The sequence below is a fragment of the Ruegeria sp. BHSC223 genome (assembly GCF_059613025.1).
Window position 1 is genome coordinate 498,413 of sequence record NZ_JBXWRR010000002.1, and the last position, 12,223, is coordinate 510,635.

At 60.6% G+C, this 12,223-nt stretch carries 12 protein-coding genes, 1 tRNA gene and 1 pseudogene; 6 read left to right on the top strand and 8 right to left on the bottom strand.

Annotated features, from left to right (window positions below):
• Window positions 1–2 precede the first annotated feature (2 nt).
• From AC2FNY_RS06450 to AC2FNY_RS06470, 5 genes are all read right to left on the bottom strand, one after another.
• On the bottom strand, window positions 3–1,316 hold the full coding sequence (locus tag AC2FNY_RS06450) for a TRAP transporter large permease (protein ID WP_234137141.1): 1,314 nt from the start codon (window positions 1,314–1,316) through the stop codon (window positions 3–5).
• 6 nt (window positions 1,317–1,322) lie between these two features.
• The gene (locus tag AC2FNY_RS06455; RefSeq protein ID WP_234137140.1) at window positions 1,323–1,856 is read right to left on the bottom strand and encodes a TRAP transporter small permease; all 534 of its coding nucleotides are present in this window, start codon (window positions 1,854–1,856) and stop codon (window positions 1,323–1,325) included.
• Window positions 1,857–1,937: 81 nt separating this feature from the next.
• Window positions 1,938–2,912 (bottom strand): TRAP transporter substrate-binding protein, encoded by a 975-nt coding sequence (locus tag AC2FNY_RS06460; RefSeq protein WP_496801966.1) that lies wholly within the window; start codon window positions 2,910–2,912, stop codon window positions 1,938–1,940.
• Window positions 2,913–2,949: 37 nt separating this feature from the next.
• A complete protein-coding gene (locus AC2FNY_RS06465) occupies window positions 2,950–4,215 on the bottom strand; it encodes an NAD(P)/FAD-dependent oxidoreductase (RefSeq protein WP_496801967.1) in 1,266 nt (421 codons plus the stop codon).
• Between the two features lie 109 nt (window positions 4,216–4,324).
• Window positions 4,325–5,452, bottom strand: a complete 1,128-nt coding sequence (locus tag AC2FNY_RS06470) for a muconate cycloisomerase family protein (protein WP_496801968.1) — start codon at window positions 5,450–5,452, stop codon at window positions 4,325–4,327.
• A 102-nt stretch (window positions 5,453–5,554) separates the two neighbouring features.
• Here AC2FNY_RS06470 and AC2FNY_RS06475 point away from each other — a divergent pair, with 102 nt between their 5' ends.
• Window positions 5,555–6,472, top strand: coding sequence for a LysR family transcriptional regulator (locus AC2FNY_RS06475; RefSeq protein ID WP_234165548.1), 918 nt, complete (start codon window positions 5,555–5,557; stop codon window positions 6,470–6,472).
• Between the two features lie 76 nt (window positions 6,473–6,548).
• Window positions 6,549–6,638, top strand: a tRNA-Ser gene (locus AC2FNY_RS06480).
• Window positions 6,639–7,012: 374 nt separating this feature from the next.
• Here AC2FNY_RS06480 and AC2FNY_RS06485 read toward each other — a convergent pair.
• Complete coding sequence (locus AC2FNY_RS06485) at window positions 7,013–7,699, bottom strand: NAD-dependent deacylase (RefSeq protein ID WP_496801969.1); 687 nt, start codon at window positions 7,697–7,699, stop codon at window positions 7,013–7,015.
• A gap of 741 nt (window positions 7,700–8,440) precedes the next feature.
• Here AC2FNY_RS06485 and AC2FNY_RS06490 point away from each other — a divergent pair.
• A pseudogene (locus AC2FNY_RS06490) lies at window positions 8,441–8,997 on the top strand (IS5 family transposase); the annotation flags it as partial.
• Window positions 8,998–9,098: 101 nt separating this feature from the next.
• Here the strand turns inward: AC2FNY_RS06490 and AC2FNY_RS06495 are convergent.
• A complete protein-coding gene (locus AC2FNY_RS06495; protein WP_234137133.1) occupies window positions 9,099–10,004 on the bottom strand; it encodes a LysR family transcriptional regulator in 906 nt (301 codons plus the stop codon).
• 224 nt (window positions 10,005–10,228) lie between these two features.
• Here AC2FNY_RS06495 and AC2FNY_RS06500 point away from each other — a divergent pair, with 224 nt between their 5' ends.
• From AC2FNY_RS06500 to AC2FNY_RS06510, 3 genes are all read left to right on the top strand, one after another.
• Window positions 10,229–10,669, top strand: coding sequence for a DUF4399 domain-containing protein (locus AC2FNY_RS06500; protein ID WP_496801970.1), 441 nt, complete (start codon window positions 10,229–10,231; stop codon window positions 10,667–10,669).
• A 77-nt stretch (window positions 10,670–10,746) separates the two neighbouring features.
• A complete protein-coding gene (locus tag AC2FNY_RS06505; protein WP_234137131.1) occupies window positions 10,747–11,070 on the top strand; it encodes an NIPSNAP family protein in 324 nt (107 codons plus the stop codon).
• Window positions 11,067–11,411 (top strand): antibiotic biosynthesis monooxygenase family protein, encoded by a 345-nt coding sequence (locus tag AC2FNY_RS06510; protein WP_234137130.1) that lies wholly within the window; start codon window positions 11,067–11,069, stop codon window positions 11,409–11,411. Before AC2FNY_RS06505 ends, AC2FNY_RS06510 begins: the two co-directional genes overlap by 4 nt.
• A gap of 59 nt (window positions 11,412–11,470) precedes the next feature.
• Here the strand turns inward: AC2FNY_RS06510 and AC2FNY_RS06515 are convergent, their stop codons facing one another.
• Entirely contained in the window at window positions 11,471–12,100 is a 630-nt protein-coding gene (locus AC2FNY_RS06515) for a hypothetical protein (RefSeq protein WP_234162856.1), read from the bottom strand.
• Between the last annotated feature and the right edge of the window lie 123 nt (window positions 12,101–12,223).

The window sequence follows — 12,223 nt, forward strand, 5'->3', positions numbered from 1 at the left end:
CGCTACTGCCCCGGACCCGCCCTCAGATTGTCCGGCAACCAGGTGGCCAGATCGGGGAACAGGATCAGTACGAACACCATCAGCACCATGATCAGGAACATCGGAATGGCGGCGCGGGCGATGTAACTCATCTCGTGATTGGTCATCCCCTGCAAAACGAAGAGGTTGAAGCCGATCGGCGGCGTGATCTGCGCCATCTCGACCACCACCACGATGAAGATGCCGAACCAGATCAGGTCGATGCCCGCATCGCGGATCATCGGCTCGACCACCGCCATGGTCAGCACCACGGAGGAGATGCCGTCTAGGAAACAGCCAAGGATGACGTAAAAGACCAGAAGCACCATCAGCAACTCGAACCGCGACAGGTCCCAGGCGGCGATCAGGTTGGCCAGCCCGCGCGGCAGGCCGGTAAAGCCCATCGACAGCGACAGAAAGGCCGCGCCGGCAAGGATCAGCGCAATCATCGCGCTGGTGCGGGTGGCGCCCATCAGGCTTTCTGCAAAGGTCTTCCAGCTCAGCGATCCCTGTCCCAGCGCCAGGAGCAGCGAGCCGATGACACCAAATGCGGCGGCCTCGGTCGCGGTGGCATAGCCCAGATACATCGACCCGATCACCACCACGATCAGCGTGATCACCGGCGCGAGGAATCGCGAGTTGCGGATTTTCTCGGCAAAGCTCAGCTTGGGTTCGGGATTGGGGCTCCAATCCTTGCCAATGCGGGAATAGATCGCGACATAGCCCATGAACATCGCCGCCAGCACCAGCCCCGGCAGGATACCGGCAAAGAACAGCTTGGTAATCGACTCGTTGATGGTGACGCCATAGACGATCAGCGTCAGCGAGGGCGGGATCATCAGGCCCAGCGTCGCCGCCCCGGCCAGCGTGCCGATGATCATCCGTTCGGGGTATTTGCGCTTGCGCAATTCGGGGATCGACATCTTGCCCACTGTGGTCAGCGTGGCCGCGGACGAGCCCGACACGGCGGCAAAGACGGTACAGCCGACGATATTGGTATGCACCAGCCCACCGGGCAGCGGTGCCATCCAGGGCGATAGCCCCTTGAACATGTCCTCGGACAAGCGCGTTCGATACAGGATCTCTCCCATCCAGATGAACATCGGCAGCGCCGTCAGGGTCCAGCTGGAGGAGGCCGACCAGATCGTGGTGAGCATGACATCGCCCACGGGGCGGGTGGTGAACAGCTCCATCCCCACCCAGGCCACGCCCATCAGCGCCAGCCCGACCCAGACGCCGGTGCCCAGAAGGGTGAAGAGGACGAAGAGAAACAGAATGATGACCGATAGGTTTTCCATCGCCGCCTACTCCCCGTGGCTCTGGTCGGCGAGATCCCGCGTGATGCGGTGATCGCCCTTGAAGATGACGTGGATCAGGTGATCGGTCAGCGCGATGGCCAGGATCACGGCGCCCAAGAGCATCGCCGATTGCGGGATCCATAGCGGGGTACGGTCCTGTCCCTGGCTGATGTCGTTGAACTTCCAGCTCCAATAGACAAAGCGATAGGCGTACCAGACGAAATACCACATCACCGCCGTGCCGATGCCGAAGCACCAGACCTCGATCCAGCGGCGCAGCCCGTCGGGCACCGCGTTGAGCAGGATCGAAACGCGGATATGACTGCCCCGGTTCAGCGCGTTTGCAAAGGCCAGAAACGAGGCCGCTGCCATGGCGTAACCCGCATAGTCGGGCGCACCCGGAAACACTTCGCCGGTCCAGCGGGCCAGCATCTGCACCACGATCAGCCCCAATATGCCGACCAGGCACATCGCGGCCAGAACGCCGGCGATGAGATAGAGCAAATCCAGTCCGCTGCGCAAACCTCTCAGTAGCGCCATGACACATCCTCCGTTTCGGAAAAATCAGCCGGATCAGTGCGGGCGGCGGGTTGATCCGCCGCCCGCGCCGCATCCCGTCGCTCAGTCGGCCTTGAAGGCGTCGACGATGGCCTTGCCCTGATCGCCAGCGGCCTCGAGCCACTCGCTGGTCATGGTCACGCCGATCTCTTTCAGCTCACCCACCAGCTGATCCGAGGCCGGACCAACGGTCATGCCGCCATCGCGCAGGCCCTGAAGGGTGAAACCGGTGTATTCCTTGGACCGCCAGTTGCCGGCATATTCGGCCAGCCCGGCACAGGCCTGGATCACGTTCTTGTTCTGATCGCTCACGCCCGACCAGACGTCCGAGTTCACGAACACGTAGTTGCGCGGCAGCCAGGCATCGACCTCGTAGAAATAGTTCAGCGATTCCCAGACCTTGCGGTCATAACCGGTGGAACCGGACGACACCATCGACTCGGCCACGCCGGTGGCAAAGGCCTGGCTGATCTCGGCCGCCTCGATGGTCACCGGCAACATGCCGGTCAGTTCCGCCAGCCGCGAGGTGGCGTTGTTGTACGAGCGGAACTTGATGCCTTTCATATCGGCGACCGAGTTCACCTCGTTCTTGAAATACAGGCCCTGCGGCGGCCACGGCACCGAATAGAGCAGGGTCAGGTTCTGCTCGGCCAGCAGCGCGGACAGCGGTTCCTTGGCGGCCTTCCACAGCTTGTCGGCATCGTCAAACGAGGTGGCGAGGAAGGGCACCGAGTCAAAACCGAACAGCGCGTTCTCGTTCTGGTGGCCCGACAGCAGACGCTCGCCGATCGGCGCCTGACCGGTCTGCACGGCGCGCTTGATATCGGCGCCCTTGAACAGCGAGCCCGACGGATGGGTGACGATCTCGATCTCGCCGCCGGTGCCGGTGGTGACGCAATTGCCGAACTCTGCCGCGGTCACCGAATGGAAGTTCGAGCCGGAATAGGCCAGCGGCATGTCCCACGTTTCAGCAGTGGCGGACAGGGCGCCGACCGAGGTCAGCGCTGTAGCGGCCAGAAGAGTTGTCAGTTTTTTCATCATAGTCTCCCTAGTTGGTTGGTTCGTTTTCAGGTTCTCAGTTTTGTCCGGCCTTCGTGTAGCGTGCCGGTGAATAGACGCTCAGGTCAATGTTGGGCTGCCGCCCCGAGATGAGCTGTGCCAGGATGCGACCGGTTTTCGGGCCGCCGGTCAGGCCGACATGGTGATGACCAAAGCCGGTAAAGGCGCCCTTGAGATGGGGCAGTTCGCCGATCACCGGGATCGAATCCGCGGGCGCCGGACGGTGGCCCAGCCATTCGGTCACCTCGTCGGCCTTGAGGCCGGGAAACACCGCCGCCGCGCTGCGCTTGAGCAACTCGATCGGGGCACGGGACGGCCCCGCATCAAGCCCGCCGAATTCGACCACCCCGGCCAGACGCAAGCGGCCCTCCATCGGGGTGGCGACAAATTTGCGCGCGGCCACCATGACCGGCGATTTCGGCATGAAATTCGGGTTCCAGAACTCGATATGATAGCCGCGCTCGGCCTCGAGCGGCACTTCAAGCCCCAGCCTCTTGGCCAGCGGTCCGGACCAGACCCCGGTGGCAACAACGGCAGCATCGCAGGGGATGGTCTGGCCACCGGCGCGCACCCCGGTGACACGGCCGTTTTCCCGCGTGATATCCTCGACATCGGCCTTGATCAGCTGCCCGCCCGAGGCGACCACATGCGCGGCCAGATCCTTGACGTATTGGCCCGGATCGGTGATGCGCCCGTGATCCTTGAGGCGGATGGCAAACCGCAGATCGGTGGAGAAAGCCGGATCATAGGCGCGGAATTCATCGGCCTCCATCTCATCCCAGGCAAAGCCGTTCTGCCGCCGCAGGTCCCAGGTGAACGCGTCCCCCTGATAGTGGGCACGGTCGTTGTAGAGGAACAGATAGTCCGAGGGCACGACCCATTTCTCGGCGCCGGTTCCCTGCGCCAGCGCCAGATGGTCGGCCTGGCTGTCGCCGATGATAGGCGCCATCGCCGCTGCGGTCTGCGCCGCGTCGCTTGCATTGGCCCGACGAAGGAACCGCACCAGCCAAGGTGTCAGCTTGGGCAGATATCCCCATCTCAGAAACAAGGGTTCATTCGGGTTGAACAGCATCTTGGGTGCCTTGCCGATCAGGCCCGGCGTGCTCACCGGTACGATCGCGCAAGAGGCCAGCACGCCACCATTACCGTATGACGTGCCTTCGGCGGGTCCGGCGCGGTCGATCAGCACCACCTTGTGCCCGTCGCGCTGCAACCAGATCGCGGTGGACACCCCGACGATGCCAGCGCCGATGATCGCAATGGTCTTTGCGGTATCCGTCATGTTTTTCCCCAACCGGCAAGAGCACGGGCCATATCCGATTCCCTAAGCGTCAGCATGTCACACATTTCCAAAACGTCAACAAAATGTCGATAAGTTGCCATTGATTGGGTCACCCCGATTTTCTGACGGCATAGTGGTCAAGCTTGCCGGGATCGGCCCGCGCGCCCAGCCCCGGCCCGTCAGGCACGATGACCTGGCCCGCCTCGACCCGGAACGGCGTTTCCAGAATATCCTCCTTGAGGAAATAGCTGGCCTGATAGAATTCGCATCCCAAGGTGATTTCGGGAGTGGCGGCGATCATGTGCGTGCCGGCCAGATGCGCCAGCCCGGCCTCGAACATGTCGCCGCCATAGGCCATAAGCCCATGGGCTGCGGCAATCCGGGCCACTGTCTGGGCCCGCGTCAGCCCACCGGATTTCATGATCTTGATCGAGACGCCGTCGCAGATGCCTTCGCGTGCGGCCCGCACCATGTCCTCGGGGCCATAGACGCTCTCATCCGCCAACAGGGGCACATCGCTCATCCCACGCAGCCGGGCCATCAGCTCGAAATGATGCGCCCGCACCGGCTGTTCGATGAAATCGGGCTGGAACCGCGCCACATCCAGCACGCGCGGCACCGCCTCTTCGATCCCAAGCCCCTGATTGTAGTCGACGCGCACCCGGAACTCGGGGAAATCGCGCGCGATCCGTTCCAGCCGCATGATGTCAAAGGCATGGTCTCGAAAGCCGGTCTTTAGCTTGATCAACCCCACGCCATCTGCCCGCAACCGCTCCATAAGCGCGATATCGGCGTCGAAATCCGGGTTGGCGATGGAACAGCTGAGCGGGATCGTGTCGCGGCATTTGCCACCAAGCAGCGCCCAGACCGGCAGGTTTGAAATGCGGCCCGTCAGATCCAGCAACGCGCTATCCAGCGCCGCCTTCGCCTCGGTGCAATGGGCGACGGCACGGGCAGCCTCTTCCATGATCGCGACCCTGTCACTGACCCGCCGCCCGATCACCAGTGGACGCAAGTAGCGATCAAGCGCCGCATAGCTCGCCTCGGGCGTGCCGGTAAAGACCGACCAGGGCGAGGCCTCGCCAAACCCCTCGGCGCCACCTTCGGCGACAAGGCGCAGCACGACGATCTCGCAGCTTCCCTCGACCCGTCCGATCCCGTGGTCGCGCGCGGACACGACTGGCAAGGCCAGGTGCCACAGATCGAATCCCATGATCTTTTGCTCAAGATCGCCCATCTTCAATCCCCGTTGACCCAAGGAGAGTGTGCGGAAGCTTTTGCATCATTTCCAATACTAAGATTTGCACAAGGCATCATTTCTGATGATATCCTAAGTGATATGAGCCGTTTCTTTCGCCACTATCAGGCGTTTCACGCCATTATCGAGACTGGCACCGTGACAGGTGCCGCCGAACGGTTGGGCGTGTCACAGCCCGCCATTTCCAACCTTCTGGCGCAGTTGGAGCGGCAAACCCGTCTCAAACTCTTCGAACGCAATCGTGGTCGCCTGTTGCCTACGCCCGAGGCAATGGTTCTGTTCGACGAGGTCGACACGGTGATGCGCGGGCTGGGCCAGGTCAATCAGGCGGTGGTCGACCTGCAGAACCAGAAGGCCGGGCAATTGCAGGTGGCCACCAACCACGCCATGGCCTTTGGCTTTCTGCCTGAACAGATCGCGCGGTTTGCTGCCGACAAACCTAACCTGACCGTCGCCTTTCAGTCGCAATACTCGGCCAAGATTCAGGACTGGGTGATCGCTGGCCTGTTCGAGATCGGCATCTGCGAACAGCCCGTGCGAACCGACGGGCTGGACTGGATCCCGTTCTTCTTTGAAATCCAATGCGCGGTGCCGGCCGACAGCCCGCTGGCCCGGCACGATGAACTGACGCCCACGCTGCTGGACGATGTGCCCTTTATCGTCATGGGCGCCGACCATATGGTGACCCGCCGCGCCCGTGAGGCGTTTCATCGCGAAGGTGCCAACCTGAGAATTCGTTGCCAGACAGACCTGTTCCGCAACGCGCTCAACCTGGTGAAACAGGGGCTTGGGGTTACGCTGGTCGACCCGTTCACCTTGTCCAGCGACGATCGCAACGGCTATGTCCTGCGCCGGTTTTCACCCCGTATCCTGTTGGATGTCATCGTCGTCACAGCGCACGGTCGTCCGATTTCGGCCATCGGCGCTCAGTTTCTCGAGCAGGTTTCGGCCAGCATGACCGCACTAGCGGTGGCGGCGCCTGACTCCGCCGAGACATGAACAAATCGCCAGAGCGTACAAAAAAAACCGCAATTTCGCCTTGTCCTTGGGTGATGAAATCCATAAACGGGTCAGCGGAGCTGTGGCCGAGTGGTCGAAGGCGCTCCCCTGCTAAGGGAGTAGGCCCGGAAGGGTCTCGTGGGTTCGAATCCCATCGGCTCCGCCACCATTTCTTTATAAATTATTGAATTATAATGGAAATTCGACGAAATAGTTGAATGCATCCCCCACTAAATCCCCCACATTGACGCGGCTTACCTCGGATTTTCACGGAACTTACCTAACTAGCAATCCTAAGAAGCGCCTGAAAATAACCAGCCGTGAATGAAAGGCAATCAGGTTCGGTCGCATAGCAATGGACCGGCTCTAGATCACATACGCCCGCGATTGCGCTGAATATCTCGGTGAGCACCCGTGCGCCGAGCCTCAGCTATGGGTACGCGCGCGTAAGCGTGTCGAAATTGCGGCTAAACTGTTGTCGATGCTACTCATGACCCGATACATGTCGGTATGCGGTGCGTAGGTGGCGAACAACGTAGATTAACCTATCATTGACGCGACCCACCGAGGAACAACTTCGCTTGCTGCCCCTATCAGTGTCTCGTCGAAGAATTCGGAAACGATTGTTTTGGCAGTATTGATTTCAAGCGTGCGTACTCCGGACACCTTCGCCTGCCGAACCCAGTCCGCCGCGGGATGCACTGTTCCCGAGGTTCCAATCGCAACGAACAGATCGGCTTTCTTGATGGCTTGTTCGATCATTCTGGTCTCTTTCGGAGCCTCTCCAAAAAGAACGATATTGGGTCGAACGGCAGGTTCGTCACAATGTGGGCAGGTGTCCTCTGGATCCAAGTCGTAGGATGCAGACCATGACCGCCAGCACGCATTACATTTCGCTTCAAAGATCGAACCGTGAATATGACTGACTTTGCTGGATCCCGCCCTTTCGTGCAGATCATCGATGTTCTGGGTGGCGACAATCACTTTGTGCTTTGTCGCAAACTGCGGTCGCGCCAGCGCGACATGTGCTGCGTTTGGGTGAGCCTTGGCGATCTGCTGTCTGCGTGTGTTGTAAAAGTCCAGCACCAATCCTGGATTTCGCGCCAAGGCGTCTGAGGTCGCGAGGTCTTCCACCCGCAGCCCGTTCCACAGGCCTCCCATTCCTCGAAACGTCGGTAGACCGCTTTCGGCGGATAGTCCTGCCCCTGTGAGAACCAGTATTTTCAAGCGATTGGTTTCCTGAAATCTAGCGTTCGGGGACGTACTGTCAGCCAGACGGATCAGCCCAGCTACCGAACGCGGCGATCCGATAGCTTTGGCGCTGGAACTCCCTTACCGGATCGGATTGCGCGCCAGTTCCTTCCTCATCCAGTCGGAGGCTTCTTTCTGATCTTGCCTTAGCGCCTGTATCTCGGAGGGCATCAGCATCTCGGAAGTTGAGGACATAGGCCGCTTCGCTGGCTGTGAGGGCGCTTGGATCGATGTCGAGTTGTTCTCTGATTTCATCTGCAAACCTCCTTTCAGTTTTGCGAGTTGTCGCTGGCGAGGCGCCATCAATACCATTTCTGCTGCCCCCTACAAACAACACTTTGCGCGCAGGCTCTCGAGGCAGTAGAGTTTCTGGAAGACGGCGCCTCGGCGGAATCGTGGGTGATGTCGGCTTTCCATTCTGATGGGAACGGCCCGAAGATCGGTCCCTCCACCGAGGCAATCCAAAAGATAGCGTCGGATGTCGAAAAAGACAATGGGGCCGCCCGACAAGTCTAACTCCAGCGTCACGCGGTCAACTCAGCACAAAACCTAGTCAATCAAAGTCAGAACGCACCAAAGAGCGGACTGGGCCTGCCTCGATACTTGTTCATCGCTCAAGAGCTTTATTTTCAGCCATACGCTGTTTTCCGTAAACGCCATGACCGAGCTCGTGCAGGAGTGCATGCTCTGGTTAGTCCTTTTTGGCATAGAGAGCGTTTCTGGGAGCAGATCATGGACGCCCTGAACGAAAGCGGCGTGGTCCCGCACGCACTGCAAATGATCGACAGCACCGTGGTTCGCGCCCATCATCAGGCAGCGGGCGCAAAAGGGGGACTCCGCGACAGGGTTTTGGCCGTTCGCGTGGCGGCTTCTCGACCAAGATCCATCTCCTCGTCAATGCAGCAGGGCTGCCCATGAGGACCGAGATCACAGCGGGGCAAACCTCCGACTATCTCGGCTTCGATCTGGTCATGGTCGACAATTTGCCGACACCAAGTGTTCTGCTGGCCGACCGAGGCTATGACGCTGACAGCATTCGGAAAACCATGGACAAACGGGATGTCCTACCGGTCATTCCGATGCGCAAGTCGCGCAAAAAGCGCGTTGGCGTGGACCGATCACTATACCGGCTGCGCAACCTGGTCGAACGGTGCTTCAACAAGCTGAAGAACGCCCGCCGCGTCGCCACCCGCTACGACAAGACTGCGGAGAGCTTCCTCGGCTTCATCGACATCACGTCAATACGCCTTTGGGTGCGCCATTTGTCAACATGACCTAGATATCAAAGACTTGTCGTTACTCGCCTTCCATTTCAAGGAAAAAACCCCGCGCCAGGCGCGGGGCAGTCTTCTTGCCAGGGAAGCAAGCGGGAATTTTACCAGTTCATCGGCCCCTTGTCCGCAAATGAATGGACCAGGAAATCAATGAAGGCGCGCACCTTGGGTTGGGTGAACCGACCGGGTGGATAGACAGCGTAGATGCCCTGTACTTCGTCGGGCAATGACGGCATCGCATCCTCGACGAGCCCCTGTTCCATGGCATCGGCGAACAGGTAGCAGGGCAGATAGGCGATCCCCAGCCCGGAAATGGCGGCGTTCAGCAGCGACTGACCGTCGTTCACGCTCAGCCAGCCGGCGGTGCGTACCTGACGTTTCTCGCCCGACGGCGCGGTTAGCTTCCAAACATTGCCCGAGGCTTGGCTGGAATAGTGCAACAGCTTGTGTTCGTTCAGATCGTCGATCTTTTGCGGTCGCCCGTATTTCTCGAAGTAGCTGGGGCTGGCGATCATCCGTTTGGTGGTTTCGCTCAGCTTGCGGGCGCGCAGGGTGCTGTCTTCGAGCTCGCCGATACGGACGGCCATGTCGAACCCTTCCGAGATCAACTCAACATAACGGTTGTTCAGAACCATGTTGACGGTGATATCGGGAAACTCAGCCAGAAAGCCGGACAGGACCGGCGACAGATGATTGACGCCGAAATCGGTCGCGACCGAGATCCTGAGCAACCCCGAGGGCGCTGATTGCATCGAGGTCACCAGCGCGTCGGCCTCTCCGGCATCGTTCAGCACCCGACGAGCGCGATCATAATAGGCCAGGCCGATTTCCGTCGGCGACACCCGGCGGGTGGTCCGGTTCAACAGCCGGGCGCCCAGGCGCGCTTCGAGACTGGAAACATGCTTAGACACCGCGGATTTCGAGATGCCCATCTTCTTTGCCGCATCGGTGAATCCGCCCTGGTCCACGACATTGGCAAAAGCTTCCATTTCTGTCAGTCGGTCCATGCTCGGTTCCTCGGCTGATTGATCTTGCTTGAGGATCACTTATCCGGGCAGATCTGGGCGAGAACGGGGCAGAGCTGGGATAATATCAGGGTTTTGTCGCGGATCGTTTGCGGCAGGGAAACAGGGAAACAATGGTTTTCGGCGCCTGAAAACATCTTCGTGATCCGAGAAACGGCGCATCTGCGGTAGGATCGCAACAGAGTTTTTGCACAAAGGAGACCCACGTGAAACAGCTAGCCGCCTGTCTGGTCGCTCTGGCCATCGCGCTTCCGGCCTTTGCCGGTGGCGACACCGTCGCCAACCCCGAGGCGCGCGTCTATTTCGCCAACCTCGCCGATGGCGATACCGTCTCCTCTCCGGTCAGGGTGATCTTCGGCCTCAGCGGCATGGGCGTCGCCCCGGCCGGGACCAAAGCCGAGAATACCGGCCATCACCACCTGTTGGTCGACCGGCCGCCGATGGGTCAGGGCGAAGATGGGGCCGAGGAGCTGACCTACGCCCTTCCCGCCGATGAGCATCACCGCCACTTCGGCAAGGGCCAGACCGAGGTCACGCTCGACCTCGAACCGGGCAAACATACGCTGCAATTGGTGATGGGCGACTATACTCATGTGCCCCACAGCACCCCGATCGTGTCCGAGGTGATCACCATTGAGGTGAAGTAGGTCGTAAGCTTCGACCGCGGGCGAACCCTCGCCGGCGATCCTTGCCCTAAGACAGGGGTCCAGATGAAAGGACCCCAATGCTGACCTGCATCATCCGCTACCATATCGACCCGACCAAGCGGGCGCAGTTCGAACGCTACGCCCGGACCTGGGGCCAGGCGATCCCGCGTTGCGGCGCCGACCTGATCGGTTACTACGCCCCGCACGAGGGCTCATCGACCCTCGCCTATGGCATCTACAACATTCCCAGCCTGGCCGAATACGAGACCTATCGCGCCCGCCTTGCCGCCGATCCGCTGGGGCGCCAGAACTACGACTTCGCCCAAACCGAGAAGTTCATTCTGCGCGAGGACCGCACATGGCTCAAACGGGTCTCCACCCCGCATGGAGAGCCGACATGATCGCCGTCATCTTCGAAGTCGAACCCGCCCCCGAACAACAGGATGCCTATCTCGATCTCGCGGGCCGGATGCGCGCCCTGCTTGACGATATGCCGGGCTTCATCTCGGTCGAACGGTTCCAGAGCCTCAGCACCCCCGGCAAGCTCTTGTCGCTGTCGTTCTGGGAGGATGAAGAAGCCGTCACCCGCTGGCGCCGGCTTGCCGCCCATCGCGGCGCGCAGACTCGCGGGCGCGAGGCGCTCTTCGCCGACTACCGCCTGCGCGTGGCGGGCGTGATCCGCGACTATGGCATGACCCACCGCGATCAGGCCCCCGACGACAGCCGCGCAAGCCACGGCTAGAACAACCAGCGCAACAGACGTTTCAACCAACAGGGGGCGCGGTCCGATCCGTGTGGCGGTCAATCGCCCCCGGCACCGGCCCGCAGCTTGCCCAGAACGACCGGCGAATACTGCGCCGCACCGCCCGGCCCGAACACATGTTTCTGGATGCGCTCGAACGCTTCGAGATATTTGGTGTACGAGGTCAGGTCGACCCCGCTCGGCGCGGGCAGCATGTCGCCCAGCGCCCCGGTATAGCCCCTTACGCTGATCTCCATCTCTGCCCGCGACAGGCCTAACTGCGCCTCGGCGGCGATATTGGCCACCGACACCTGAGCCTCCGATTTGAAACTGGTGGCCTCGATCTTCAACAGAACCGCAACGCCGATTTCCACCTGTTGGCCATCGACCGTTCCCACCATGAACGATTTAGCCTCCTGCAACACGCCCACCGACTTGCCGCTGGCCTGCGCACTGAACAGGCTGTTGAACCAGCTGACCTTGCCGCTGGCCTCGCGGGTAAAGGCCACCGCGCGTACATAATGCTGATCGAGCGCAACCGGATCACCCGGTTGCAGCCCATTCTCGCCGCCCAGGCCAAGCCCTAACCCCTCGGTCTGCGGACCACCGGGATCGCCGGTGCGGAACCGATAGCCCGAAAACAGTGGGTCACCGGCAGAGAGAGGTTCATAAAGCGCTTTTTCCGACATGAGCGTTCAATCCTTGCAACCAATGGCTGAACACTACCATGAAACCTAGCCAAGGCCCAAGCGCTTTGCCCCTTCATTTCGCTGCAAATACTCCCGCCGGAGGCAGAGATTTTTCGACGAAAA

Excerpts from the sequence above, each read along its gene's own strand:
- AC2FNY_RS06505 (WP_234137131.1), top strand. The coding sequence starts at position 10,747 with ATGCTGACCTGCATCATCCGCTACCATATCGACCCGACCAAGCGGGCG.
- AC2FNY_RS06455 (WP_234137140.1), bottom strand. The coding sequence starts at position 1,856 with ATGGCGCTACTGAGAGGTTTGCGCAGCGGACTGGATTTGCTCTATCTC.
- AC2FNY_RS06450 (WP_234137141.1), bottom strand. The coding sequence starts at position 1,316 with ATGGAAAACCTATCGGTCATCATTCTGTTTCTCTTCGTCCTCTTCACC.
- AC2FNY_RS06515 (WP_234162856.1), bottom strand. The coding sequence starts at position 12,100 with ATGTCGGAAAAAGCGCTTTATGAACCTCTCTCTGCCGGTGACCCACTG.
- AC2FNY_RS06510 (WP_234137130.1), top strand. The coding sequence starts at position 11,067 with ATGATCGCCGTCATCTTCGAAGTCGAACCCGCCCCCGAACAACAGGAT.
- AC2FNY_RS06470 (WP_496801968.1), bottom strand. The coding sequence starts at position 5,452 with ATGGGCGATCTTGAGCAAAAGATCATGGGATTCGATCTGTGGCACCTG.
- AC2FNY_RS06465 (WP_496801967.1), bottom strand. The coding sequence starts at position 4,215 with ATGACGGATACCGCAAAGACCATTGCGATCATCGGCGCTGGCATCGTC.
- AC2FNY_RS06475 (WP_234165548.1), top strand. The coding sequence starts at position 5,555 with ATGAGCCGTTTCTTTCGCCACTATCAGGCGTTTCACGCCATTATCGAG.
- AC2FNY_RS06460 (WP_496801966.1), bottom strand. The coding sequence starts at position 2,912 with ATGAAAAAACTGACAACTCTTCTGGCCGCTACAGCGCTGACCTCGGTC.
- AC2FNY_RS06495 (WP_234137133.1), bottom strand. The coding sequence starts at position 10,004 with ATGGACCGACTGACAGAAATGGAAGCTTTTGCCAATGTCGTGGACCAG.